At 61.2% G+C, this 26,416-nt stretch carries 23 protein-coding genes; 12 read left to right on the forward strand and 11 right to left on the reverse strand.

The genetic code is table 11. The features are described 5' to 3' along the window. From rsxG to metG, 6 genes are all read right to left on the reverse strand, one after another. Complete coding sequence (rsxG, locus tag EB809_RS14385) at positions 1-657, reverse strand: electron transport complex subunit RsxG (RefSeq protein WP_123635523.1); 657 nt, start codon at positions 655-657, stop codon at positions 1-3. A 17-nt stretch (positions 658-674) separates the two neighbouring features. Continuing rightward, positions 675-1,712, reverse strand: coding sequence for an electron transport complex subunit RsxD (gene rsxD / locus EB809_RS14390; protein WP_123635524.1), 1,038 nt, complete (start codon positions 1,710-1,712; stop codon positions 675-677). Positions 1,713-1,731: 19 nt separating this feature from the next. Next, positions 1,732-3,915 carry an electron transport complex subunit RsxC gene (gene rsxC / locus EB809_RS14395; protein WP_123635525.1) on the reverse strand — a complete coding sequence of 728 codons (2,184 nt, stop codon included), beginning with the start codon at positions 3,913-3,915 and terminating at the stop codon, positions 1,732-1,734. After that, on the reverse strand, positions 3,915-4,508 hold the full coding sequence (gene rsxB / locus EB809_RS14400) for an electron transport complex subunit RsxB (RefSeq protein WP_123635526.1): 594 nt from the start codon (positions 4,506-4,508) through the stop codon (positions 3,915-3,917). Before rsxB ends, rsxC begins: the two co-directional genes overlap by 1 nt. A gap of 13 nt (positions 4,509-4,521) precedes the next feature. Beyond that, positions 4,522-5,103: an electron transport complex subunit RsxA gene (gene rsxA, locus EB809_RS14405; RefSeq protein ID WP_123635527.1), complete on the reverse strand. Its 582-nt coding sequence runs from the start codon at positions 5,101-5,103 to the stop codon at positions 4,522-4,524. Positions 5,104-5,205: 102 nt separating this feature from the next. Next, entirely contained in the window at positions 5,206-7,260 is a 2,055-nt protein-coding gene (gene metG / locus EB809_RS14410) for a methionine--tRNA ligase (RefSeq protein WP_123635528.1), read from the reverse strand. 225 nt (positions 7,261-7,485) lie between these two features. On the opposite strand from metG, the gene apbC reads away from it, so the two are divergent. The 4 genes from apbC to EB809_RS14430 all read left to right on the forward strand — a co-directional run bounded on the left by apbC (position 7,486) and on the right by EB809_RS14430 (position 11,235). Beyond that, the gene (apbC, locus tag EB809_RS14415; protein WP_123635529.1) at positions 7,486-8,583 is read left to right on the forward strand and encodes an iron-sulfur cluster carrier protein ApbC; all 1,098 of its coding nucleotides are present in this window, start codon (positions 7,486-7,488) and stop codon (positions 8,581-8,583) included. Between the two features lie 144 nt (positions 8,584-8,727). Further along, on the forward strand, positions 8,728-9,294 hold the full coding sequence (gene dcd / locus EB809_RS14420; RefSeq protein WP_123635530.1) for a dCTP deaminase: 567 nt from the start codon (positions 8,728-8,730) through the stop codon (positions 9,292-9,294). A gap of 45 nt (positions 9,295-9,339) precedes the next feature. Continuing rightward, the gene (locus tag EB809_RS14425) at positions 9,340-9,945 is read left to right on the forward strand and encodes a YjaG family protein (RefSeq protein ID WP_123635531.1); all 606 of its coding nucleotides are present in this window, start codon (positions 9,340-9,342) and stop codon (positions 9,943-9,945) included. Positions 9,946-9,957: 12 nt separating this feature from the next. Further along, positions 9,958-11,235 (forward strand): valine--pyruvate transaminase, encoded by a 1,278-nt coding sequence (locus tag EB809_RS14430; protein ID WP_123635532.1) that lies wholly within the window; start codon positions 9,958-9,960, stop codon positions 11,233-11,235. On the opposite strand, the gene EB809_RS14435 is transcribed toward EB809_RS14430, so the two are convergent. The 3 genes from EB809_RS14435 to purM all read right to left on the reverse strand — a co-directional run bounded on the left by EB809_RS14435 (position 11,198) and on the right by purM (position 13,847). Next, the gene (locus tag EB809_RS14435) at positions 11,198-11,959 is read right to left on the reverse strand and encodes a DUF3108 domain-containing protein (RefSeq protein ID WP_123635533.1); all 762 of its coding nucleotides are present in this window, start codon (positions 11,957-11,959) and stop codon (positions 11,198-11,200) included. The genes EB809_RS14430 and EB809_RS14435 overlap by 38 nt on opposite strands. Before the next feature lie 131 nt (positions 11,960-12,090). Continuing rightward, positions 12,091-12,771, reverse strand: a complete 681-nt coding sequence (gene purN, locus EB809_RS14440; protein ID WP_123635534.1) for a phosphoribosylglycinamide formyltransferase — start codon at positions 12,769-12,771, stop codon at positions 12,091-12,093. Between the two features lie 8 nt (positions 12,772-12,779). Then, a complete protein-coding gene (gene purM, locus EB809_RS14445) occupies positions 12,780-13,847 on the reverse strand; it encodes a phosphoribosylformylglycinamidine cyclo-ligase (protein ID WP_123635535.1) in 1,068 nt (355 codons plus the stop codon). 319 nt (positions 13,848-14,166) lie between these two features. On the opposite strand from purM, the gene EB809_RS14450 reads away from it, so the two are divergent. Genes EB809_RS14450 through EB809_RS14470 form a run of 5 tightly spaced genes read left to right on the forward strand, consistent with a single transcriptional unit; the run spans position 14,167 to position 17,938 of the window. Beyond that, positions 14,167-15,468, forward strand: a complete 1,302-nt coding sequence (locus tag EB809_RS14450; protein WP_190294917.1) for a DUF2066 domain-containing protein — start codon at positions 14,167-14,169, stop codon at positions 15,466-15,468. 18 nt (positions 15,469-15,486) lie between these two features. Then, positions 15,487-16,047: a CDP-alcohol phosphatidyltransferase family protein gene (locus EB809_RS14455; protein WP_123635537.1), complete on the forward strand. Its 561-nt coding sequence runs from the start codon at positions 15,487-15,489 to the stop codon at positions 16,045-16,047. Beyond that, positions 16,029-16,739, forward strand: a complete 711-nt coding sequence (gene hda / locus EB809_RS14460; RefSeq protein WP_123635538.1) for a DnaA regulatory inactivator Hda — start codon at positions 16,029-16,031, stop codon at positions 16,737-16,739. Before EB809_RS14455 ends, hda begins: the two co-directional genes overlap by 19 nt. A gap of 51 nt (positions 16,740-16,790) precedes the next feature. Further along, positions 16,791-17,582, forward strand: a complete 792-nt coding sequence (locus EB809_RS14465) for a ParA family protein (protein ID WP_123635539.1) — start codon at positions 16,791-16,793, stop codon at positions 17,580-17,582. Between the two features lie 14 nt (positions 17,583-17,596). Next, complete coding sequence (locus EB809_RS14470) at positions 17,597-17,938, forward strand: YqcC family protein (RefSeq protein ID WP_123635540.1); 342 nt, start codon at positions 17,597-17,599, stop codon at positions 17,936-17,938. 59 nt (positions 17,939-17,997) lie between these two features. Here EB809_RS14470 and EB809_RS14475 read toward each other — a convergent pair whose 3' ends face one another. Beyond that, positions 17,998-20,712: an EAL domain-containing protein gene (locus tag EB809_RS14475; protein WP_190294918.1), complete on the reverse strand. Its 2,715-nt coding sequence runs from the start codon at positions 20,710-20,712 to the stop codon at positions 17,998-18,000. A 280-nt stretch (positions 20,713-20,992) separates the two neighbouring features. Further along, a complete protein-coding gene (gene nadC / locus EB809_RS14480; RefSeq protein WP_123635542.1) occupies positions 20,993-21,841 on the reverse strand; it encodes a carboxylating nicotinate-nucleotide diphosphorylase in 849 nt (282 codons plus the stop codon). A 403-nt stretch (positions 21,842-22,244) separates the two neighbouring features. On the opposite strand from nadC, the gene EB809_RS14485 reads away from it, so the two are divergent. From EB809_RS14485 to ampE, 3 genes are all read left to right on the forward strand, one after another. Then, complete coding sequence (locus EB809_RS14485) at positions 22,245-24,572, forward strand: DUF1631 domain-containing protein (protein ID WP_123635543.1); 2,328 nt, start codon at positions 22,245-22,247, stop codon at positions 24,570-24,572. Positions 24,573-24,717: 145 nt separating this feature from the next. After that, positions 24,718-25,281: a 1,6-anhydro-N-acetylmuramyl-L-alanine amidase AmpD gene (ampD, locus tag EB809_RS14490; RefSeq protein WP_223807979.1), complete on the forward strand. Its 564-nt coding sequence runs from the start codon at positions 24,718-24,720 to the stop codon at positions 25,279-25,281. After that, a complete protein-coding gene (gene ampE, locus EB809_RS14495; RefSeq protein ID WP_123635545.1) occupies positions 25,281-26,174 on the forward strand; it encodes a regulatory signaling modulator protein AmpE in 894 nt (297 codons plus the stop codon). The genes ampD and ampE overlap by 1 nt, the downstream gene beginning before the upstream one ends. The last annotated feature ends 242 nt before the right edge of the window (positions 26,175-26,416 follow it).

Consider the following 26,416-nt stretch of genomic DNA (forward strand, 5'->3'; position numbering starts at 1 on the left):
TCAGCCTTGGTCTCCGTGGGTTGCGCTCATGCCCGCAGTCGGGGCGAGCAGGGTGTCACGATGGGCCTGGAAATAAAGCAGGGCGTTGTGAACGGCGTCGACGACAGCGCGTGGGGTAATCGTCGCGCCGGTAAACTGATCGAACTGGCCGCCGTCCTTGGCCACGGCCCATTCACTTCTGGACGTGTTTTCCAGTGACTTGCCGTTGAAACTGTAGACCCAGCTGGTCTTCTTGGTCTCGACCTTGTCGCCCAGACCGGGCGTTTCATGATGCTGCGTCACACGAACGCCAAGAATGCGGCCATCGGCACCAATCCCCACCAGCAGGTGGATGTCACCGGAATAACCATTGTGAGTCACCGCAGGCAGGATAACACCTGTCACTTTGCCGTTCTTGCGGGCGATATGCACCGACAGCGTCTCGCTCAGGCCCAGTTGCTCGTCGGGACCGACCGGCTGTGTGGCCGCCAGCAGGTCGTTGGTGTGCTGGTCTTCCGGAATAATCTGCAGCAGTGCGCCGGCTTCGGCCTCGCGGATCTGGTCTTGTATACGGTCAGACGTGAAGGCGTGCGTCACCGCGATGGTGCCCGCTGTAATCACCGCGAACAGGGCCAGTCCGATGGCGTTGCGAGTGATGGATTGTCCTAGTGCTGCCATGACAGGTCCTGTTGCGATTAGTCGGCTTTGACGCGACGGGCTTTCTGGTGGCCGTAGGTGCGTGGTTGCGTATAGTAGTCGATGAACGGTACGGCAAAATTCATCAGCAACACTGCAAACGCGACCGCGTCCGGATAGCTGCCCCAGCTTCGGATGATGTAGAGCAGGATGCCGATGCCGGCGCCATAGACCAGCTTACCCTTACGGCTGGTGGCGGCGGTCACCGGATCCGTCGCGATGAAGAAAGCGCCCAGCATGGTCGCGCCTGACAGCAGGTGAATCGTGAGCGGCGCGTACTGGTCCGGATCCCAGCCAAACGCCAGGCTCATGACCGATAGCGCGGCCAGCATGCTGACCGGAATGTGCCAGGTGATCAGTCGCAGCGCGATCAGGAGCAGACCACCGGCCAGGAAGCCGAAGTTGACCCACTCCCAGCCCTTGGAGACGAAGTTCCCGAACGCCGGATTCTGCAGGACCTGGTCGGACAGCTGCGTCTTGATGTCGTGCTTGTAGACGTCCAGCGGCGTGGCCATGGTGTAGCCGTCTACGGGCTCAGCGCCGGTGAAATTCAGGGCGATGGTGTGGAGCAGTCCCGGTGTGTCGGCACTCAGGCCGGTGGGGCTGGCCCAGTTCGTGGTCATGGCAACCGGAAACGACACCAGCACCAGGGCGTAGCCCACCATGGCCGGATTGAACGGGTTGGAACCCAGACCGCCATACAGTTGCTTGGCCAGCAGGATGGCCACGACCACAGCGACGAGGCACACCCACCAGGGCGCAAAAGGCGGCAGCGACAGGCCGAGCAGAAGCCCGGTGACGGCGGCCGTGTTGTCTTTCAGGAAGAAGGCCACCGGCCGCTTTCGCAGCATCAGGATCACGCCTTCGGTCAGCAGGGCGACGGCGACACAGAACACCGTATTCACCAGGTTGCCCCAGCCAAAACACAGGGTCTGGGCCAGCAGGCCCGGCAGTGTCGCCAGGATCACCCAGAGCATGACCCGGGACGTTCGCTGCGGACCGTGGGCGTGGGGGGAAGAAAGTCTCAGAAAAGCCATGGTGGTGTCTCGGTCTCCGTCAGGACTCGGTGTCCGCTGTATTGCGGGCTTCGGCCAGCGCCTGCTCGGCTCGGGCGACCCGGTCCTGATTCTTGGCCACGGCGCGTTCCAGCTTGTCCACATTGTCGCCGTTGGCGTCGCGGGCTTCCTGCAGCATGCCCTGCATGGTGTCCAGTTTGGCGCGTGCCTTGTCCAGGGCCGCTTCCAGTTCCGGGATGTCGGTCTTCGGAGCGGAAGGAGCAGGACGAGCGGCATTCAGGGCATCCTGAGCGGCCTGCACGCGTTGCTCGTTTTTGGCTACGGCGCGTTCCAGCTTCTCGACGTTGTCGCCGCCTTCGGCGCGGGCCTCAGCCAGCAGGTTGCGCATGGTGTCCAGCTTGGCCGTGGCTTTGTCCAGGTTGGCTTGCAGCGTTTCCAGGTCTGGCGTTGGCGATTCCGGCGCCTCTGTCGCGGGTGCCGGCGCCTTGGCGTCATCCAGAGCGGCTTGTGCGGCTGCCACGCGCTCTTCGTTCTTGGCGACTGCCCGTTCCAGTTTTTCGGTGTCGCCACCCTGGTCGCGCGCGTCCTTGAGAAGCCCCTGCATATTTCGGAGTTTGGCCTGAGCCTTGGTCAGGTTGGCTTCCAGGGTCGCGATATCGGGTGCCTCTGGCGTCGCAGCGGCCTCGGTCCTGGCGGCCATTCCCTTGCGGGCCAGGGCGGCTTCCACGGCGGCGCTGGCGGTCTTCTTCGGCTTTTCGGCGGCTTGTTCACGTTTTTCCGCCTGGGCTTTGGCGGCGGCCTCGGCCCGCGCCTTGCGCTTGGCTTCCTTCTCGGCCTGCTCCCGCTCCAGTCGCGCCTGACGGGCTTCGAAGCGCTCTCGGGCCCGGTCGGACTTGATCTGATAATCCCGCTGCTGGCGGAGTTCGCCCTTGGCGTAGCGGTAGAACTGCACCAGCGGGATGGTGCTGGGGCAGACGTAGGAACAGGCGCCGCATTCGATGCAGTCGAACAGGTTGTGCTGTTCGGCTTTTTCGAATTCCTGCGACTGGGCAAACCAGAACAGCTGCTGTGGGAGTAGCTCCATGGGGCAGGCTTCAGCGCACATGCCGCAACGGATACAGGGTTGCGCCGGCGGTGGTGCCGGGAACTCCTCGGGAGAACCGGCGATGATGCAGTTGGTGGTCTTGATGACTGGAACGTCCGGATCATCGAGTGTGAAACCCATCATCGGGCCGCCCATGATCAGGCGCTGGGTGTTCGCCTCGCTGAAGCCGCTCTGTTCCAGCAGGAACCGGATGGGCGTGCCGATCAGGGCTTCCACGTTGCCTTTGCTCGCCAGCCCTTCGCCGGTGAGTGTCGTGATGCGGGAGATGAGCGGTTCGCCAAAGCGCACGGCCCGATAGACGGCCGCGGCCGTGCCTACGTTCTGGCACATCACGCCGACATCTGCGGGAATGCCGCCGTGGGGGACTTCCAGCCCGGTGAGCAGTTGAATCAGCTGTTTCTCGCCGCCTGATGGGTACTTGGTTGGAACGACGGCGATATCGATGCGCGTGCCGGTTACGGCCTGCTTCAGCGCTTCGATGGCTTCCGGCTTGTTGTCCTCAATGCCGATGACACACTCTTCGGGCTCCAAAATAAACGCCATGATTTCCAGCCCGCGCACGATGTCGGTCGCACGGGTGCGCATCAGCATGTCGTCGGCGGTGATGTAGGGCTCACATTCCGCGCCGTTGAGGATCAGTGTGCGGACCTTGTCGTCCCGGGGTGGATGCAGCTTGATCTCGGTGGGGAAGCCTGCGCCGCCCATCCCGGCGATGCCCGCGCGACGAATCCTCTCCAACAGGGCGGGGGCGGCTTCGCTGTGATAGTCCTCCAGCGGTTCGAGGTCGGCCCATTGCTCTTCGCCGTCCGGTTGCAGGACGACGCACCAGTCGGTCATGCCGGATGGGTGGGGCACCGGGTGTGGGACGATACCCTCAATCGTGCCGGAAGTCGGCGCATGCACGGCCACGCTGACCCGACCCTGGGGTTCGGCCAGCATCTGACCTTTCAGGACCCGGTCACCGGTATTGACCAGCGTCTGGGACGGCGCACCAATGTGCTGCTGCAACGGAATATAAAGCGCTTCCGGCAGTGGCAGTGTCCGAATCGGAGCCGTCGTGGACTGATGCTTGTTCTCGGGCGGGTGGATGCCGCCGGGGAAATCCCAGATCTTGCGCATCAGGACGTCACCTCGGCCCGGTCGCTGGCAATGACACGATCCTTCGCCCGGCTCAGATCGGGGCGATCCCAACTCCAGGTTCGGATCGTCGTGGCTACGGGGACCATGTCAATGCAATCCACCGGACAGGGCTCGACGCACAGGTCGCAACCGGTGCACTCGCTCTCGATGACCGTATGCATGTGCTTGGCGGCGCCGAGGATCGCGTCCACCGGACACGCCTGGATGCACTTGGTGCAGCCGATGCACTCGTCTTCCCGAATGATGGCAACGCGCTTGCCCTGGTCCACGCCGTGCTCGGCATCCAGCGGTTCCGGCTCCACATCCAGTAAGTCGGCCAGCGCGTGGATGGTGGCTTCGCCGCCCGGCGGGCACTTGTTGATGGCGTCGCCGTTGGCAATGGATTCGGCGTAGGGTCGGCAGCCCGGGAAGCCACACTGGCCGCACTGGGTCTGGGGCAGCAAGGCGTCGATCTGGTCGACGATGGGATTACCCTCGACCTTGAAACGCTCGGCGGCAAAGCCCAGCAGGCCGCCAAAGATCAGGGACAGGACGACGAGCGCACCGATGGCGATGAGAATGCTGGTCCACATGGTGAAGACTCCGTCAGATGCTTACCAGCCCGGTAAAACCGAGGAAGGCCAATGACATCAGACCGGCGGTGACCATGCCAATGGCAGCCCCCCGGAAAGCCACCGGCACGTCGGCCACCGCGATTCGTTCGCGCATGGCGGCAAACAGCACCAGAACCAGTGAAAAACCCAGCGCCGCGCCGAGCCCGTAAAGCACCGACTCGATGAAGTTGTTGTTGCGGTTGAGGTTCAGCAACGCCACTCCCAGCACGGCGCAGTTGGTGGTGATCAGCGGCAGGAAAATGCCCAGCACCCGATAGAGCAGCGGGCTGGTTTTACGCACCACCATCTCGGTGAACTGCACGACAACGGCGATCACGAGGATAAACGTGATGGTCTTGAGGAACGCCAGATCCAGCGGCGCCAACAGGTAGGTGTAGACCAGGTAGCTGCAGACCGACGAGAGCGTCAGTACGAAGGTGGTGGCCAGGGACATGCCCATGGCCGTCTCCAGCTTGTTGGAGACGCCCATGAACGGGCACAGGCCCAGGAACTGGACCAGCACAAAGTTGTTGACCAGAATCGTGCTGACCAGAATCAGCAGGTAATCTGTCATGCGATCTCTCTCCGCGCCTGCAGCGCTTTCCCGGACGCCTTGGCGGCGTTTTCTCATGGGGGATCGCCTTGCGATACCCCCTTATTGTGGTCCCAGGGCGGGTTACATGACCCGCTGGCCCGGCTGAGCACCGGAATCCGGTGACAGGATAAAGATGTCTTTGCCGCCCGGGCCAGCGGCCAGGACCATGCCTTCCGACAGTCCAAACTTCATCTTGCGCGGCTTCAGGTTGGCCACCATCACCGTCAGGCGGCCTTCCAGCTCTTCCGGTTGATAAGCGGATTTGATGCCGGCGAAGACGTTGCGCTGGCTATCGCCGATGTCGAGGGTCAGGCGCAGGAGTTTGTCGGCGCCGTCCACGTGCTCGGCCTTGACGATCTTCGCCACCCGCAGGTCGACTTTGGCAAAGGCGTCGAAATCGATCTCGTCCGCCAGTGGCTCGACCTTCTCCGCCTTGTTGTCCGCCGGTTTGGCGGTCCTGTCGCCGGTTGCTGCCGGGAGTTCCTCTTTGGACGCTTCCAGCATGGCGTCGATCTGCTTCATCTCCACGCGACTCATCAGCGGCTTGAATTTGTTGATGCCGTGATTTTCCAGCAGCTGCTCTCGGCCGTTCCAGTCCAGTCTGGCGTTCAGGAACGCTTCGGCCGCTTCCGCGGTGGCCGGCAGGATCGGCGCCAGGTACGTCATCAGCAGTCGGAACATGTTGATGGCGTTGGTGGAGATGGCTTGTACATCCGCCGCTCGCTCGGCGTCCTTGATCAGGACCCAGGGCTCTTCGTCGTTGACGTACTGGTTGGCAATATCCGCCAGTTCCATGATCCGGCGCATGGCGCGACCGAATTCACGATTTTCGTAATGCTCGGCAATCTCGTCACCGGCCTGGATGAACTCGGCCAGCTTCTCGCTTTCGGTGACCTGGCCCAGTTGGCCGTCGAACTTCTTGGTGATGAAGCCGGCAGTGCGGCTGGCAATGTTCACCACCTTGCCCACCAGGTCGGAATTCACACGCTGTGCAAAGTCCTCGAGATTGAGGTCCATGTCGTCCACGTTGCTGGTCAGCTTGGTGGCGAAGTAGTAGCGCAGGTACTCCGGATTCAGGTGGTCCAGGTAGGTTTTGGCCATGATGAAGGTGCCGCGGGACTTGGACATCTTCTTGCCGTTCACGGTGATGAAGCCGTGAGCGTAGACCGCAGACGGCGTGCGATAGCCGGCGCTGTGCAGCATGGAGGGCCAGAACAGGGCGTGGAAGTTGATGATGTCCTTGCCGATGAAGTGGTACACCTCGGCGGTGGAGTCGGCCTTCCAGAAATGATCGAAGTCCAGGTCGTCGTGACGCTCGCACAGGTTCTTGAAGCTCGCCAGATAGCCGATCGGCGCGTCCAGCCAGACGTAAAAGTATTTGCCCGGCGCGTCGGGAATCTCGAAGCCGAAATAGGGTGCATCACGGCTGATGTCCCATTCCTGCAGGCCGGCGTCCAGCCATTCGGCCAGTTTGTTGGCCACCTGGGGCTGGAGGGTGCCGCTGCGGGTCCACTCGCGCAGGAAGTCGGCGAACTCCGGCAGGCGGAAGAAGTAGTGCTCCGACTCCTTCTCGATCGGTGTGGCGCCGGAAACGGCCGAACGCGGGTTGATCAGTTCGGCCGGGGTGTAAGTCGCACCGCAGACTTCGCAGTTGTCACCGTACTGATCCTCGGACTTGCACTTCGGACAGGTGCCCTTGATGAAGCGGTCCGCCAGGAACATTTCCTTTTCCGGGTCGTAGGACTGGGTAATGTTCCGGGTCGCGATGTGGTTGTTCTTCTTCAGCTGTTCATAGATGTAGGAAGAGAACTCGCGGTTTTCCGGCGAATGGGTGCTGTAGTAGTTGTCGAAATGGATCAGGAACCCGCTGAAATCCTGCTGGTGCTCCTGGTTGATCCGGTCGATCAGCGCTTCCGGCGTAATGCCTTCGCGCTCGGCCCGTAGCATGATGGCCGTGCCGTGGGCATCGTCGGCACACACATAGACGCAGTTGTTGCCCCGCATGTTCTGGTAGCGCACCCAGATATCGGTCTGGATATATTCCAGCAGGTGACCCAGGTGGATCGGCCCGTTGGCATAGGGCAGGGCGCTCGTGACCAGGATGTCGCGCTTGGACTGTGCGTTGGCTTGCGTCATTTGATGTCCCAAACGTTGATCGGGTGTGATGTCGCTCCGGCGGATGCCGGAATTTCGGGCCCCGAATAATACCGTTCCGGCCGAATTTTTTCATCCGTTTCTTGCAGGTTGCCTTTACGCGACAGGGCCATGCGTGATGGTTCAGTGTTTGTGGTGGCTGTGGTTAAATAGCGCTACCGTAATAACATAGTATTTTACTCAGGTAATGCCCGCTTGGAGACGGATATGAGCGAAATTTCCCGTGAAGCTGTCGATGCCGCGATCCGCGAGTATCGCGATCCCTACCTGGATCAGGATCTGTTTGCACTCGACGCGGTTAAATCGGTCGCGATCGACGGGGATAAGGTCACGGTTGATGTGGAGCTGGCTTATCCATCGGAGGGTATCGCCGGCGCACTGCGTCAACTGGTCGGCAACGCCATTGAAAATGTGCCCGGCGTCGGTGATGTGACGGTCAATACCCGTCAGGCGATCCGCGCCTATCAGGCCCAAAAGGATCTCCAGTCGATTGCCGGCGTTAAAAACATCATTGCCGTGGCTTCCGGCAAGGGCGGCGTGGGTAAGTCCACCACCGCCGTCAATCTGGCACTGGCACTGAGCCAGGAAGGCTGCCGGGTGGGTATTCTGGATGCCGACATCTACGGCCCGAGCGTGGGAATGATGCTGGGACTGCCGGAAGGCACCCGCCCGCAAACCCGCGATAATAAGTGGTTTATCCCGGTCCCTGCTCATGGTATCGAGGCCATGTCCATGGCGTTCCTGGTCACCGACAAGACACCGATGGTCTGGCGCGGGCCGATGGTCAGTGGGGCCGTGCAGCAGTTGCTCACGCAGACCCAGTGGAATGATCTGGACTACCTGATCGTGGACATGCCGCCGGGTACCGGCGACATTCAGCTCACCATGGCGCAGAAGGTGCCCGTCACGGGCGCGGTGATCGTCACCACGCCGCAGGACATTGCGCTGCTGGACTGCAAGAAAGGCATCGAGATGTTCCGCAAGGTGGATATTCCGGTGCTGGGCGTGATCGAAAACATGAGCACGCACATCTGCAGCAACTGCGGTCATCATGAGCCGTTGTTCGGCGAGGGTGGCGGTCAGCGGGTGGCCGAAGAATACGACACCGAGTTGCTGGGGCAGTTGCCGCTGCACATGACCATCCGCGAGCAGACCGACAGCGGTCAGCCGTCGGTCGTCGCTGAACCGGATTCCGAGGTGGCCCGGACCTATCGCGACGCGGCCCGCCGCATGGGGGCGTTGTTGTCCCGCCGGGAGCGCAATCTGACGTCGCCGATTCCGAGCATTTCCATCAGTGACGACTGACCGGATCGGTCCGGTTAAAAGGCCCGCCGAATTGCCGGCGCTGCTTTGTCTTAAGCGGCGCCAGGCGTTACCATAGCGGCCTTTGTGATCGCGCAGCCCGGCCGGGTCCTGCGCACGCCCAGTTTCCCGCATGAGAATCAGACGATGACGATTAAATCCGACAAGTGGATCCGGCGCATGGCGCAGGAACATGGCATGATCGAGCCTTTCGAGCACGACCAGGTGCGCGAATCCTCCAAAGGCCGTGTCATTTCCTACGGCACCTCGAGCTACGGCTACGATGTCCGCTGCAGCAACGAGTTCAAGATTTTTACCAACGTCCATTCGGCGACGGTGGATCCGAAGAATTTTGACGATGACAGCTTCGTCAATGTCACCAGCGATGTCTGCATCATCCCGCCCAACTCGTTTGCCCTGGCGCGGACGGTCGAATATTTCCGGATTCCGCGCAATGTCCTGACGGTCTGCCTGGGTAAGTCCACTTACGCCCGCTGCGGTATCATCGTCAATGTCACGCCGCTGGAGCCGGAATGGGAAGGACAGGTGACCCTGGAGTTTTCCAACACCACCAACCTGCCGGCGAAGATCTACGCCAACGAAGGCGTCGCCCAGATGCTGTTCTTCGAGTCCGACGAGGTGTGTGACACCAGCTATCGGGATCGGGGCGGCAAGTATCAAGGGCAGCGTGGCGTGACTCTGCCACGGACCTGATCAGGCCCGGCGTGTTGCGGTTCCATTGTCGACGGAGAAACGCTCTTGAACGCGAATCAGTTTATCAAGGCGCTTGAACAGCTGCGTGGATGGCGCGAATTCGTGTTCATCCTGGCGCTGGCGGAGCGTGCGTTTCCCAATTACGTGCTGTTCGACGACGCCATCGGTGCCAAGCAGGCGGCCAAGATGCGGCTGCTGCTGGATCAGGCCTGGGACATGCTCCAGGAGAAAAACGCCGATGCTCGGGTCACCCAGGCGCTGGCACGTCTGGAGAATCTGGCGCCGGACCCGGACGCCTACGACATGTACGGCGTCTATCCCGCCGACGATTTCTGCAAACTGCTCGAGCAGGCGCTGCTGAATCGTCTGAACAGCACCAAACAACGCGCGCTGGAGGCATCCCAATGGGCCACTGCGACCGTCGCCCAGTTCATCGAGATGGCCGAGGGAGAGGATCTGGATGAAGATGCCCTGGTCCGGCTCCTCGACAAGCACGAGCTGATGAAGGCAGACAAACTGTTCCAGCGCGATTTACTGCTCTCCCTGAAGAAACAGCGGGTGCCGACGGAAGCGTACGTGGCCCAGATGAAAGAGGAAGCTGCCAATGGCGGTGTGAGCAACCTCGGCATCGCGCTGGATGATGATGAATAACCGGAGCCGCCCATGAAACTGTCCGCATTCGGTCGCAAGTTTACGGCGGAAGCCGGGATCACGTCGCTGATGGATGATCTGGGGAACGCTCTGGCGTCCGGCGATGACATGATCATGATGGGCGGTGGTAACCCGGGCCATGTACCGGCCATCCAGGACCGTTTGCGGGACATCCTGAAATCCCTCACCGACGACGAGGACGCCTTCCGTCGTCTGGTGGGTGTCTACGATCCACCCCAGGGTGAGAAGCAGTTTATCAGCGCGCTGGCTGACCTGCTGAACAAGGAGTATGGCTGGGGGCTGAAACCCGAAAACATTGCGCTCACCAATGGCAGCCAGGCCGCCTTCTTCATGTTGTTCAACATGTTTGGCGGGGACGACGGTGAAGGCCATCAGCGCCACATTCTTCTGCCGTTAGCGCCGGAATACATTGGCTATGCGGATGCCGGGTTAGGGCACGACCTGTTCCGCGCGGTCAAACCGGAAATCACCGAAACCGGGCCGCACGAATTCAAATACCGGGTCGATTTCGACGCGTTGAATGTGACCGATGAGACGGGCGCGATCTGCGTCTCCCGTCCGACCAACCCGACCGGCAACGTGGTGACCGACGACGAAATGGCTCGCCTGGAGGCATTGGCGGTCAAGTACGACGTTCCGTTGATTGTGGATGGTGCCTATGGCACACCGTTTCCCAGCCTGTTGTTTGTCGACGCCACACCGCGCTGGAACGATCAGATTATTCTCTGCCTGAGCCTCTCCAAGCTGGGCTTGCCGGCGGCCCGCACGGGCATCGTCATTGCGGCCGAATCGGTCATTCGGGCGTTGTCGGGTATCAATGCGATCATGAACCTGGCCACGGGCAGCTTCGGTGCGATGCTGGCGGAGCCGTTGGTGCGCAGTGGCGAGATCCTGTCCCTGAGCCGGGATGTGGTCTGTCCGTTCTACCGGGCCAAGATGCAGAAGGCAGTCGCCGTGTTGCATGACAAGCTGGGCGAGCGCTGCCCCTGGTCTGTGCACAAGCCCGAAGGCGCCATGTTCCTGTGGCTGTGGTTTCCGGATCTGCCGGTCAGCAGTCTGGCACTCTACGAGCGTCTTAAGCAGCGGGGCGTGCTGGTGGTGTCCGGGCATTATTTCTTCCCAGGATTGCCTGATGACGACTGGCGTCATCGGCACGAGTGCTTGCGCGTGACTTATTCCCAGGACGATGATCGGGTCGCCGAAGGGCTGGCGATCATTGCCGACGAAGTGCTCAGGATTTGGGCGGAATCTGAATCGACTCCCCGTTGACCGTCGCCTTCTCGATGTGGATTTCGTAGCGGGTTCCATCCGGCTCGATCTGGATCAGGCGCACCAGCAGGTAATTCCAGTCCGGCGCAAACCACATCAGCGTCTTGCGTTTGTTGTCCGGATCCCGGACTTTCTCCACCTTGACGGTATCCACACTGCCAAAGCTGCCCTCCAGGGTTTCGTCCCCGAGGACCGCAAAAGTGCTCACTTCGACCCGGTTCTTGCCCACCACCTTGTAGTGCATTTCCTGCTCGCCGTTACGGACATCCTGTTGCAGCTGGAGCTGATAGCTCAGTGGATCAAGCGCGCCCCGCGGAAAATCGACGTCGACGTCACGGCCCTCATAATCCCCGTTGGCATGCCGGCTGGCCCAATTGAAATTGATGTCGCGCTGACGATCGGGAATCATCAGGCCGCCGAGCTCGTAGCGATAGACGGACGGTTGCGCATGACCGCTGATCCAGTTCAGGCGGGAGCTTTCATTAATATCCGCGATGAAGGACTCGACTTTGAAGGCGTAAAGCCAGCTGCCGTCCTCCTGCCTGGCGAGCGTTCGCGTGGCCGACCCCTTGAAGGGAATGCCTTTTTCCAGCGTCGCCCGGTACGTCGCGGAGTAGGGCAGCAGGCCGGGTTGCGGCTCACTGGCAGCCCAGGCCGGAAGCAGGCCCAGCAGAAGTAGCGCCAGAGGGCGGCATCCAGTGCAGAGTCGAAATAATGCGCTCATGGTTTCGGTGTCCGGAAGAATCGATACTGCTTGGACCGTCTCGACAGATCCCTGTCCGGTCCGGGTTCATTCCAAAACTAGAGTATGCGGGCAGAGCCCGCAACTGCATTTCCGTGACGGCGGCTTAATGCTTACTGATAGGCATCGGCCGGGAGGGAAAGCACCTGGGGGATGGGGGCGCCGTCGAACAGGACTTCGTCGTTGCCGAGGGCGATCCGACCCTCACAGAACCAGCGCAGGATGATCGGGTAGAGCACGTGCTCGCGCGCCTTGACCCGTGCTGCCAGGGTTTCCGGGGTGTCGTTACCGAGGACGGGCACCTCGGCCTGGGCTATAACGGGGCCGCCATCAAGCTCTTCGGTCACGAAGTGAATCGAGGTGCCATGCACGGCATCGCCGGCATCCAGGGCACGCTGGTGTGTCTTGAGTCCCTGATACTTCGGCAGCAACGACGGATGAACGTTGATCAGTTTACCGCGGAAATGGCGCACGAAATCCGGCGTCAGGATGCGCATGAAGCCGGCCAGAACGATGGCATCCGGGTTAAGCGCCTCCAGTTTGCGCAGCAGTTCCGCATCGAAGCTGGCACGGTCTTTATAGGTCGTGTGATCGATGACAAACGTCTCGATGCCCGCCTGTTCGGCGACTCCGAGGCCACCGGCTTCCGGGCGGTTGGCGCCCACGGCCACAATGCGGCCGGGATGACCCGGCGCGCGCGTGGACTCAATCAGGGCTTTCAGATTGCTGCCGGTGCCGGAGATCAGTACGACGATGCGGGGCTCCAGCGGGTTCTCGTTGCCGGATGGGTCCATAGCCGCATTCATGAGCGGGCGGCACCCGGACGATAAATCACACGGTCGGTGTCGCCCGCGTCTTTGGCAGGGTGTTCGATGTGCCCCAGTCGCCAGGCGTTTTCGCCCAGGCCGGCGAGGCTGTCCAGGGCATCCTGGGCCTGGTTGGCGGGCACGCAGATGACCATGCCGATGCCGCAGTTGAAGGTGCGGTACATCTCACGAGCATCGACGTTGCCGGCGTCCTTCAGCCACTGGAAGACCGGCGGCAACGTCCAGCTTTCGGTGTCGACGACGGCCACTGCGCCGTCCGGCAGCACGCGGGGAATGTTTTCCGGCAGACCGCCGCCCGTAATGTGGGCCATGGCCCGCACGTCGACGGTTTTCAGCAGCTTCAACAGGTTCTTGACGTAGATCCGGGTGGGCTCCATCAGGGCGCTGCCCAGGGTGGTGTCGCCCAGAGCCATGTCCAGGTCGGCGTCGCTGACTTCCAGAATCTTGCGGATCAGGGAATAGCCGTTGGAGTGGGGGCCCGAAGAGCCCAGGGCGATCAGGGCGTCGCCAGCCCTGACGTTCAGGCCATCGATAATCTCGTTGCGCTCCACAACCCCCACGCAGAAACCGGCCAGATCGTAGTCGTCGCCTTCGTACATACCCGGCATTTCGGCGGTCTCGCCGCCGACCAGCGCGCAGCCGGCCAGCTCGCAACCGCGGCCGATACCGTCGACGACATCGGCGGCGACGTCAACGTTGAGCTTGCCGGTGGCGTAATAATCGAGAAACATCAGCGGTTCGGCGCCGCCGACGATCAGGTCGTTGACGCACATGGCCACCAGATCGATGCCGATGGTGTCATGACGACCCAGCTGCATCGCCAGGCGCAGCTTGGTGCCGACACCGTCGGTGCCAGAGACCAGGATCGGCTCTTTATAACCGGAGGGCAGCGCCACCATGGCACCAAAGCCACCCAGGCCGCCAAGGACCTCCGGGCGGCGAGTCCGCGATGCGGTCTGTTTGATGCGCTCCACGAGTGCATTGCCGGCATCGATATCAACACCGGCATCGCGGTAGGTGAGTCCGGGTTTCTGGTCGGTCATGGTGTGTACTGCCCTGATCAGGAAAAAGGGCGGCAATTTTAGCAGGTGGCGGGGGACCATCCAATGCCTGCAGGGCGATATGACGGAAAGCCGAAACCGCTCCGGAGCCACGCGATTAAAAAATGGTGAGACGACCAGCCCGCCGCTAGCTACTCAGTGCCGGGACCTTGGTGTATCCTATGCGCCAATCAAGCCAAGGAACCTCTGGAAAAGTCCTTTTTGCGGCAAATCGCGGTGTTGTGCGTCTGTTTGCCTCGTTGATCCTCCGGACTTTTTCAGCGTTTCCCCAACAGCAGGGTGATTAATGAAGTCAGCAGCGATGTCGCAGATCAGGATGATGCTCCTGTTGCTCGCGGTGATCATGCCCGGCATGGCGTCAGCGGTGACGGTGGAGGGGCTTTACCAGGTTCAGGTTCCGGTGGCCGATACCTCACCCGAATCCCAGCAGACGGCCTATGCCGAAGGATTGAAACAGGTGCTTGCCCGCGTGGCCGGTAACCCGGATGTCCTGCAAAGCGATCAGGTGGACGCGTTGCTGGATAGCGCCGAGTCCCTGGTCCAGGCCTATCAGTATCAGACTTCGCCGGAAGGTAATGACGTGCTGACCATTACCTACGGTGCGGTGGGTGTTAACCGGGCGCTGGCTAACATGCAGGTTCCGGTGTGGGGCGCCAACCGGCCGCTGACGCTGGGGTGGGTCGCGGTGGATTCCGGGCGCGACCGTTGGGTGCTGACCGCCGATGATGACAATCTCGATGCCCGCGGACGTTGGTCGCGGGCGTTTCGTGAAGCGGCGGTCCAGCGGGGCTTGCCCTTTGCGCTGCCCCCGGCCGACGTGCGTGACCAGCGGGATCTGACGTCGGATATCCGGGGCCAGTTCATGGAGAGCCTGCGGACCACCTCATCTGCCTATCCGCACAATCTGATCAGTGTGGTGAATGTCAGCCGCCAGGGCTCCGGCTGGGAAGCCAGCTGGCGCCTCGATGGCCCCGCGTTCAGTGAGACCGGTGAAGTGCGTGATGCGGCGTCCTCCGAATCCCTGGCGTCGGCGGTGATCGATGCCTGGGCGGATCTGTTGGCGGCGCGCTATTCAGTGGAAGCCGGCAAGGTGTCCGATGCGCAACGGGTGGATCTGAAAATCGAGAACATCCAGTCCGTTGAGGACTACGGTCATTTGTTGGCATCGCTTCAGCACATGACGCCGGTGGTTTCCGCCGGACCGGTTCAGGCGGCCGGCAATGTGGCGACGATGCGTGTGTCTTTCTCCGGTGAGCTGTCGGTCCTGAGGGAGTACATCGCACTGGATCACCGTTTCCAGCCCGTGGAAACCGAACGCCAGACCATGGGGACCCAAAGCTCCGGAAACACGCCTGCGCCCAAGCCAACCCCGGCGGAGTCGGCAGATCCGGGCGAGTCCCCGGGCAAGGCGCCCGCGGCTGACGATACGGCGACCGCCGAGGCGGATAATCCAGCCAGTCCGGTAGGCAGTCTGGCCTATCACCCGGCAGAGGCGGAAGGTGAAGCCTCGGCAGCCGAGAGCGAGCAATCGTTTGAGGCGCTGTATCCGGTCCTGCGTTATCGCTGGACGGGCAATGGCACGCCGGTCAGTGCGTCCGAGTAAAGGGAGCTGGAGTCGCAGGTGACCGAGGCCAACCGCTGGCGCTGGATTCCCAACGCATTGACGTTCATCCGGGTGCTGTTGATCGTTCCCTTTGCGCTGGCCCTGTACGAGGAACAGTACCGGGTGGCGCTGGCGGTCTTTCTGATCGCCGCCTTGTCGGACGGGTTCGACGGCTTTCTCGCTCGCCATTTCAACTGGAAATCCCGGTTGGGAGCGATTGCCGATCCGCTGGCGGACAAGGCCTTGCTGATTACGGCTTATCTGATGCTGACGCTGACCGGTGTCCTGCCGGTCTGGCTATTTGCGCTGGTACTGGGGCGCGACCTGCTGATTGTCGGCGGGGCTCTGGCGTACCATTTCTTCATCGGCCGCTTCGATATGGCTCCCAGCTGGTTGGGTAAACTCAATACCCTGATCCAGATCCTGGTGGTCCTGGCCATTGTCATCTTCCTGGCGGGTCTGCCGATGCCGCCCTGGGTTGTTCCCCGGGGTATCTGGCTGGTCGCTGCGATGGCACTGGCAAGCGGTCTTCACTACATCTACGTCTGGGCGCGTCGTGCATGGTTGACAACACACTAGACGGTTCACAATTAACACTCGGCGTTCGCCTGCATGACGACGCTACGTTTGCCAATTTCCTGGGGCACAAGAACGCCCTGGCGGCGGAAAAACTCCGGGCCTTGTCAGAAGATGCCAATCTTCCGGTGATTGTAGTCTGCGGGGACAGCGGCACTGGCAAGAGCCACCTGTTACAGGCAGTCTGCCACCACGCCGAACGCAGCGGGCTTTCGGCCCTGTGTCTGAATCTCCAGGAGCTGCTGCCGCTGGGGCCGGATGTCCTGCAGGGGATGGAAGCCTTTGAGCGGGTCTGTCTGGACGATATCGAGGCGGTTGCCGGCGATGTGCACTGGGAAGAGGCGCTGTTCCATCTCTTTAACCGGATGCTGGATAATGGCCATCAGCTGATCCTGAGCGCGGTCGAGCCGCCGGCCCGTCTCGCCATCGGCCTGCGTGATCTGGCATCGCGCTTGCAGCACGGTATTGTGCTCCAACTGGCTCTGCCGCGGGACGAAGACCGCCTCCTGATTCTGGGAACCCGGGCCGAACGGCGTGGTCTGGTACTGCCGGAGGACGTCAGCCGGTTCATCTTGCGACGGGCATCGCGCCATACCGGTGAATTACTGGCTATCCTTGAGCGCCTCGACGAGAGCTCGTTGCGGGAGCAGCGACGCCTGACGATACCTTTCGTCAAATCCGTGATGGGCTGGTAATTCCGGGACGGCTCTTTGCGGGGCCTACAACAAAAGGGAATGGACATCATCATGAGACGAGTCGTTTTCAATCAGAAAGGCGGGGTCGGTAAGTCCAGCATTACCTGCAACCTGGCAGCCATCGCGGCGGCCGAAGGCCAGCGCACGCTGGTGGTGGACCTGGATCCCCAGGGCAACTCCACCCAGTATCTGCTGGGCAAGCCGGCGGCGGAGCTGCGCGATACGGTTGCCGACCTGCTGGAGCAGACCGTGTCGTTTTCGGTGTTCAACCGTCGTCCGGACGAATTCGTACACGCCACGCCGTTTCCCAACCTGTTTGTGATGCCGTCCAGCCCCGAGCTTGATTTTCTGGAGCGTAAGCTGGAAGCCAAGCACAAGATCTACAAGCTGCGGGAAGCGCTCAAGAAACTGGGCGAGAATTTCGACACCATCTACATCGATACGGCGCCAGCACTGGATTTCTACACCCGCTCGGCTCTGATCGCCGCGCAGCGCTGCCTGATTCCGTTCGATTGCGATGATTTTTCCCGGCAGGCGCTTTACAGCATCCTGGGCGAAATCCAGGACCTCCAGGAAGACCACAACCCGGATCTGGTGGTTGAGGGCATTGTCGCCAATCAGTTCCAGCCTCGCGCGTCGTTGCCACGAAAGCTGGTTCAGGAACTGGCGGAAGAAGGGTTGCCGATTCTTTCCGTTCGCCTCTCGTCTTCGGTTAAAATGCGGGAATCGCACCAGGCGCGTCAGCCGCTCGTCCATCTGGCACCCAAGCACAACCTGACCCGCCAGTACGTGGATCTCTACCGTCTTCTCAATGGCGAGAAGGTGGATGTTGAACCCCTCTAGAGTTGGGAGTGACATTGACTCAAGCGAACGAAAATCAGGTTGCCTACATTGCGGACGGTTTGCTGGCGATTGAACTGGAGTTGCGTCGCCTGGAGTACTGGGAGCATGAGCCTCCCGAGCCGGAAGCCCTCCAGAGTGCGCAACCGTTTTGTGTCGATACGCTGACGTTTACCCAATGGCTGCAGTTCATCTTCCTGCCCCGCATGAAAGTCCTGATTGAAGAGGAGAGGGCGCTACCGGCCGTGTCCGGAATTGCGCCCATGGCGGAGGAGTTTTTCCGTCAGGAATCCGTATCCGGCAAGATCGTGATTAACGAGCTCGCCCGGATTGACGCGCTCTTGTCAGGGGATGCCTGAGCGGCACCCCGTCGTTCCATTTCCTTCCTGTCGATTTCCCTGACACCACGCCTTTCAGGTCAGTGGTGATTGTTGCCGGACGGGTTATGTCGCAGTGGCAGGGAGAACTGATCTTCCGGCAGCAATTTGCGGCCCTTGCGCACCTCGTCGAACAATTCGCCGAGCCCGGAACTGGGCAGCGCTGGGCAGAACCGGTGGCCCTGGAGCAGGTGGCAGCCGGCACCGCGCAGGAAGGCGTCTTCTTCGGCAGTCTCCACCCCGGCCGCCGCCACCGTCAGGGACAGCTGACGGGCCAGGTTGATCAGGGTATGGACGATGGCCGCGGTGTTTTCCTCATGCGGGGCCTGCTGCAGCAGATCCTGGTCGATCTTGACCTGATCGAACGGCAAGTCACGCAACAGACGCAGGGACGACAACCCGCTGCCAAAGCGATCAAGAACCAGTCCAATGCCCAGTTTCTTGAGGCGATCCAGCGTGCGAGCGGTTTCGTCCAGCCGATCACTGAGGACCCGCTCATCGATTTCCAGTGCCAGCAAATGAGGATCGAGATTGGTTTCGTCGATGATCCGTTGCAGGCGCGTGGCCAGTTGCGGGTGGTTGTACTGCCGCGACGACAGGTTGATGTTGACCGTTACCGGCGCCGGGCTCATGGCCTGGATGGCGCGGGCCTGCAGACAGGCGTTGTGACAGACCCATTCGCCCAGCTGCTGCAATTGACCGGTCTGTTCCGCCACGTCGAGGAAGTCCTGAGGCGTCAGCAGTCCCCGGCTGGGGTGATTCCAGCGTAACAGTGCTTCCAGGGCGACGACTCTGCCATCCCGAACGTTAATGATGGGCTGGTAATGCAGGTCAAGCTGGCCGCTGCGGATGGCTTCCCGCAGCTCCCGTTCCAGGTCCATCTGCCGCTGCATTTCCGTGTTCATGTCGTGGCTGAAGAACTGGATGTTATTGCGGCCGGCTTTCTTCGCCCGGTACATCGCCATGTCCGCGTTTTTCAGCAAATCTTCGTAGGTGGTGCCATCGACGGGCGCCAGCGTAATGCCGATGCTGGATGTGATGATCAACTCACCGCTGGGCACGCGGACTGGCTCCGTAATGGCCGCGAGGATGCCGCGAGCCACTTTTTCGCAGCCTTCCGCTCCGTTGACCTGATTCAGCAGGATGGCGAATTCGTCGCCACCCAGTCGGGCAATGGTGTCTTCCTGGCGCACGTTGTGTTGCAGGCGGCGCGCCAGCTCCTGCAGCAATTCGTCGCCGGCATCGTGGCCCAGGGTGTCGTTGATGCGCTTGAAGTGGTCCACATCCAGGGCAATGAGGGCACAGTAATGACCGTGTCGAAGTGAGCTGGTGATCGCCTGACGACAGCGATCCTCGAACAGCCGGCGGTTGGCGGTGTTGGTCAGCACGTCATAATGGGCCAGGTAGTGCAGCTGGTTCTGGGTTTCGCGAATCTCCGAAATATCCTGGCCGATCAGGATGATGTGCGCGGGGGCGTCGTCATCCTCCTCCTGCAGCCGGTTGATGTTCCACAGCAGCGTGTGGCTGGTGCCGTCAAAGCTGTTGACCTGGGTTTCGATCTGGTCGCGGGTCAGGCCGGTGTTCTGGACTTTCGTCATCTTCCAGGCCAGTTCGTCGCGTTGTTCCGGCGGAATGAACGCGTCCAGCAGGTTGCGGTCCAGTGCCTCGTCCCGGCTGTAACCAAACAGGGCTTCGGCGGCACTGTTCCACTGACGTATCAGCGTTTTTTCATCCACCACGATGATCGGGTTGCTGGTGTTTTCGAATAAGGCGCGGAAATGCCGCGATGACCGTCGGAACGATTTTTCCGCCTGTTCGCGGATGAAAATTTCATCTTTCAGCTCGAAGTTGGTGATCTGCAGTTCCCGCGTGCGCTCCTCGACGGTGGTTTCCAGGCTGTTCTCTACCCGCTCACGGTCGGCCAGCAGCACCCGGACGTAGCAAGAGGTGCCGGTGATCGTGATGATCAGCGTTTCGCTCAGCAGGGCGCCCATGCCCAGACTGATGTCCGCATCGCCCCGCAGGAATACGCAGGCCAGTGCCGCGTATGTTGAGGTGGTAATCGCCAGCATACTGCCGCTGACGGAAAAGCGGGTGGCAGCCCACGTCATCAGGGGCAACAACAGGAACAACGCCTGCATCACGTTGTGCTGCGTCATCCCCAGGATGAATCCCAGACCGCCCAGCCAGAGAATCCACTCCAAGGGGCGCTGGAACAGGCGCGACACCATGGGTTCGCGAACCAGGCTGAGAATCAGCGGGGTTACGGTGAGGCAGCCCAGACTGTGCGCGAACCAGCTGAAGAGCAGGACTTCGTTCAGCGGTGTCTGTCCCTCGGTCAGGTACAGCGACGCGAGATAGGTGATGGGGAGTGCCGCACCCAGTGAGCCCAGGGTGACCGCGCCGAGGAACCAGAGGAAGCCGAGGTAGTCCGATAGAGGATTGCGGTGACTGGCCGCTTGCCGAAAGACCCAGTAGGCCGCGAAGGGCGCAATCAGATAGGAGAGCAGCACCGCCAGAAAGGTTGTCAGCGGATCCGGGGTGCCGGCCGGGGCCTGGTAGACGTACAGCAGTCCTGCGGCAAACAGGCCGCCCAATATCGGCAGGACCGCTTCACGGCCCCTCAGGATTAGCAGTGCCAGGGCAAGGCCTGACGGTAGCCAGATAATGGATGCGGGGTAGACCCTCGAAGGCAGCTGGATGCTGACGCCGGCCAGAGCGGCGATCACGGCTGCGATCAGAATGGGGACAAGCACCGCCTTCCATGAATCGAGTGACTGGAATGGTGCGTTCAAATAAAACCCTTCCCTGGTCTGTTATGAAGCCCTGTTTCCCTGGGTCTGAATTCAGTCGGTCGGCTCGCCTGTGTTTCCCTGGCGGCCGGGATACCCATCACTGTCATACGTTTAACAATTGTTTGACACATTAAATAGCTTACTCCGAATTTTCGTACGGCATACCCGGTTACGGTTACCATCTGTAAATTCGCAGTCGTGTCAGACGACGTGTCGTGTCCGCCGGTCACGCCGTCCTGTCCTACATGGACAGGCGCATCGACAGGTCCACGGCTTTGACATCCTTGGTCAGCGTTCCCAGTGAAATATAGTCCACTCCCGTCTCAGCGACAGGAATCAGTGTCGATTCGTTGATGCCGCCGGAGGCTTCAATTTGGGCACGTCCTGAATTTTCGCTGACGGCTGTGCGCATATCCTCCAGCGAGAACTCATCGAGCATGATGATGTCGGCCCCGGCGGCCAGGGCTTCCCGGAATTCCGCCAGGTTCTCCGTTTCCACCTCGACCGGCTTGCCGGGTGCGACGCGATGGGCGGTTTCGATCGCATTGCCAATAGAGCCGCAGGCAGCGATGTGGTTTTCCTTGATCAGGAAAGCGTCGTACAGGCCAACCCGATGATTGTGGCAGCCGCCGCAGGTGACTGCGTATTTCTGGGCCAACCGCAGGCCGGGCAGCGTCTTGCGGGTATCGAGCAGCTTTACGGCGGTGTGAGCCACCCGGTCGGCATAATCGCGACAACGGGTGGCGACGCCGGAGAGCGTCTGCAGCCAGTTCAGGGCGCAGCGTTCTGCCGTCAGGATACTGCGGGCCGGGCCTTCCACGGTAAACAGGGTGGCGTCGGTCGCGACGCGGTCACCATCGCCGCAGGACCAGGTGACGATCAGCGCCGGATCGACCTGCCGGAACACCTCGTCGACCCAATCGACACCAGCAACGACAGCGGATTCGCGGGTAATGACCCGGGCCGATGCGCGCCGCTCTTCAGGAATCAGCATGGCGGTAATGTCGCCGGTCCCGACATCCTCCTGCAAGCTCAGGGCTACGGTCTGTGCGCGTGACAGTTTCAGTTGGTCCGGGGAAATCGCAGTCATGGCAGGGGATGGCTCCAGTGCTTGCGTGGATTGGCGGGTCGTGGACGTGAGGTCCGGCAGGGAGTTTACTGGCTGGCATTGCGGTCGCCAAGCGTTGTCCGTCTGGATGTGATACCCGGGTGACGTGTGCCGTCACTACCGTGTTTGTACGGCGCCGTCGTTGAATTTTTAACACATTGATTTGAAAAGAAAACGGAAAATAAAGTGTGATCCAGTTCCGCGGAACACAAACGGTGACAAAACCTGACACAAGGTGACGTGGAAACCGCCTATGATGCCATTATGGATGTAAACTAATGTGAAATTGCGCGCGGCCATTCAGGCTGTGCGCAGAGGCATCAGAGTGGAATAGCCGCCTGTTTAAAAAGCGGAAACCCTCTGGTCCACTGTCGGGGGCGCTGTAATGACCAATGACAACCGGGTAGTCAGCCTGCATGGGGGGGTGCGCGAGGGAAGCTTTTCGCTGCCGTCCGCGCTGATTCGTTTGCGGGACTATTCCGGCCAGTCGCTGCGCAAGGAGCTGGGCGAGTTTTTCGATAGCGCCGACGATGCCCTGTTCAACCTCGCCGACAAGGCGGGCACCAACCAGGATCAGACGGCCTACTTCGACGCTATGCGCGAACTGCGCCTGCGCCGCAAAGCTATGTCGTTGTCGATTCTGCAATGGGTGGCCCGGGCCTTTAACGATATCGGCACGTTCGATCCCCAGTCCCGCTCCGGCGATCTTACGGAAATCGATCAGGACAGCCTCAGTCTGGTGGATCACGGCGACCACGAGCAGCAGGTGGCCATCGACAACCTGGTGAACAAGCTCCGCAATCGCTACGCCGACTCCATCCGGATGCTGGCGACCCGCATCGCTCACCTGATTCCCAAGGCCAATCTGGCCGACCGCCAGATGCCGCTGAGTCCCGAAGTGATCTGCGGTGGTCTGCAGGAGGCCTGCAATGACCTGGATATCGATATCCGGGCCAAGCTGGTGGTGCTCAAACTCTTCGACAAGCTGTTCATCGACCGTCTCGATCGCCTCTACCGGGACGCCAACACGCTGCTGGTAAAAGACGGTGTCCTGCCCGATATGAAGCGCCCGCCGATTGGTGGGCGTGCCGAGCCCCGGCAGCCGGTGGCGCGACGTCCGGTACCGCCTTCCACGTCAGCGCCCGCCGACGACGTCTATACGCCGGTTGATCAGGACAGCGCGGCTCAGCCGACGTTCTCGGAACTGTCCGCCCTGCTGCACACCCAGGGCGGACAGGGGAGTGCCTCAAGTTCGGCTGGCGGGCAGCAGCGTGGGGGCATCGATACGGTTGAGCTGATGCGCCGGCTTGCCCAATTGCAGAGCCAGTCTGATGTGCTGAACGCGGACCACCATTTTGTCGAATCGGACATCGCAGGCGGCAACCTGACGCGCCAGGTGGAGACCATGCTCGCGGGGCATAACCAGAGTATGGGGGCTCTCAACCAGGTGGACGCGGATGTCGTGAACCTGGTCACCATGTTGTTCGATTTCATCCTGGAAGACCGCCAGCTGCCGCTGCCGATGAAGAACGTCATTGGGCGCTTGCAGATCCCCATTCTCAAGGTGGCGCTGCTGGATCGCAGCTTCTTCAACCGGGGCGGCCATCCGGCGCGGAAACTGCTGAACGAGCTGGCCATGGCGGGCATCGGCTGGAACGAGAAACCGGCCGGCCAGCGCGATCCGTTGCGGGAGAAAATCGAGTCGGTGGTGGATCGTTTGATCAGTGACTTCACTGATAACGTCGACATTTTTGGCGAACTGCTGACGGAATTCAGCCATTTCATGGACCTGGATCGCCGCCGCCGGGAGCTGGTTGAACAACGACTGCGTGATGCCGAGGAAGGCCGTGCCCGCCAGGAGCGGGCGCGTGAGGCCGCGAGCGAGGTCCTTGAGCCACTGCGAAACGGTCGCAACCTGCCGCCAGTGGTGGAATCGATTCTGGATGAACCCTGGTCCAAGGTGCTGCAGTTCCTGTACCTGAGGGAAGGGGAGGCCAGCGACGCCTGGAAGCAATCGGTTGCGCTGGCCGGGGAACTGGTCTGGAGTGTCGATCCGCAGGAAGTGACCGACGAGACGCGCAGCGAGCTGTTGCGGCGGATCCCGTCGATTGTCGACAGTCTGCGGAAGGGACTGCATTCCATCTCCTGGGACCCGTTTGCCAGTGACGCCATGATGCGCGACCTGGAACTGGCTCACGTGGACACGCTGCAACAGTTGGCCGTGCAGGCGCCCGAAGCTCGCCAGGCTGCTCCGGAGCCCGTTGAGGCGGCGGAAACGCCGGACGATGCAGCGCTGGCCAGTGCGGTGGCCGAATTCAGCCAGCCGCAACCCGCCAAGCCGGTTGAGCCCGGTGCAGAGGTAGTAGAACCGCCCCGGGCGCCGGAATCGATTGAAACGGATAGCGCCCCGGTGTCTCAAGAAGACGGCGTCGATAGCCGTTGGCTGGAAATGGCGCAGAAACTGCGGGTGGGCTCCTGGGTAGAATTGCAGTCCGAGGGCCAGAAACTTCGCTGCAAGCTGGCCGCTGTCATCAAGGCGACCGGCAAATACATCTTCGTCAACCGCAACGGCGCCAAGGTGGCCGAGTACGCGCAGGCCGACGTGGCCAAGGCCCTGTCGACCGGCGAGGTGTCCATGCTCGATGATGGCCTGATCTTCGACCGGGCCCTGGAATCGATCATCGACAATCTGCGTCACAGCCGTCGCGACTGAATCGGGCCAGCGTGCGGGTGGCTTTTTGGCCTGGCACGTTGCTTTGTGCTTCAATCACCGTAGAATTGCTGACCACTTTCAGGTCCCGTAACGCGGTAGCGGTGGAAGCATTTTGAACTCTCAATCCCGAGACCCATCTTACGACATCGACGAGGCCGGCTGGCTTCGTCAGGCCCGTCATTGCCGGTCGCCCAATTTTGGACCCCGTCCGGAAGGCGCCGCTATCTCCCTGCTTGTGGTGCACAACATCAGCCTGCCTCCAGGGCAGTTCGGTGGCGATGCCATTGAACGATTTTTCTGCAACCGTCTCGATCCCGACGCCCATCCATACTTTCAGGAAATCCGGGATTTACAGGTCTCTGCCCATGCCTTGATCCGTCGCGATGGCGAATGCGTGCAGTTCGTCTCCTTCCTGGACCGGGCCTGGCATGCCGGTCGTTCCTCCTTCAACGGTGAGGAAGAGTGCAACGACTTCGGCATCGGGATCGAGCTGGAGGGGACCGACGACGTGCCTTACGAAGCAGCCCAGTATCGGGCTCTGGCGCGACTGACCCAGGCCATCATGCAACGCTGGCCCGCTGTGACACTCGATCGACTGACAGGCCACTGCGACATTGCACCGGGGCGCAAGACCGATCCGGGACCCGCCTTCGACTGGCCGCATTTTTTCGCGTTGGTTGAGGATGCGCGCGGGCAGGGGGAGGTCTGATGGGGTTCCTGATCCTGCTGCTCGCCTACGTCGTCCGCCGCCTGCTGGATGGATCGGTCGACGAGGGGCTGGATGCCCGCTTTCGTCAGCGACTGGCCCGGCTTTCCGGCGCTGAGGCCGGGCGCGAAGGTCGCCCGACCGCCGGGTTTGGCATTCTGTTGGGTGCCGTCGTTCTGGTCGGCGCGCTTGATGTCTGGTTGAGCCGCGGCAGTCTCTGGATCCTGACGTGGCCGCTGGACCTGGTGGTGCTGATCGCCATGCTGGGCGTTCCCGGCTGGCGCAACCCGCTACGGGCCTATGGCGAGGCCTGGCGTCGAGGCGATGCGTCGGCGGCCTGGTATCACGTCAATCATCTGCTGCCGGCCGAAGCGCGGGGGTTGGCCAGTGAACCCCGTGAACTGCATGTGCTGCTGTCCAAGCGCTTTATCCAGGTGATTTTCGAACACTATTTCCTGGTGATCTTCTGGTACGTGCTGCTGGGTCCGGCCGGCGCCATCGGTGCGCGGCTGTCGGTGGCGCTGCGCGATCACTGGCCACACCCCGCTGGCCGAGAACCCTTTTCCCGCCTGGTGTATCTGCTGGCCTGGGTGCCTGCGCGGCTGCTGAGCATCACGTTTGGCATTGCTGGCGATTTGGCCGGCTGGATGGGCGGCGCGCGTAAACGGTTGCTGCATCACACCCGCCTGAACGCCTCAGAACTGCTCTTCGAGAGTGCCAACGGGGCGCTGTCCAGTTATTCGCTGGATCCGCAACGGTTTGCTGAGAGTCATCCCGACGAGTGGCCGGATTACGGCGAACGAAGTCTGCGCGCCGTCCGGGATTTGCTGAACCGCAGCATGTTTGTCTGGATCTGCGGGCTTGCGCTGCTGGCAATCATGGGACTCTTTACGTGATTTTCCGGAGCAATTTCCGTATTCTTCCCGCCGCTTATTACACGTTGAAGCCAGGAATTTGATCTGGTTTAACATTGTCGGAACAAAAATAAATTCAAGATTTTTAGCATGTTGACGACAATATAAGTAGGGATGCTCTGATCTCGCCGTCGGGCGGAGACGATGGCGCTGCGGCGCTGCCCCTGTATTGGGCGACGCCATTCAACATAAAAACAATGAATTAACACGAGCACCACATGTTT

The sequence above is a fragment of the Marinobacter sp. R17 genome (assembly GCF_003789045.1).
Classification (GTDB): domain Bacteria; phylum Pseudomonadota; class Gammaproteobacteria; order Pseudomonadales; family Oleiphilaceae; genus Marinobacter_A; species Marinobacter_A mangrovi.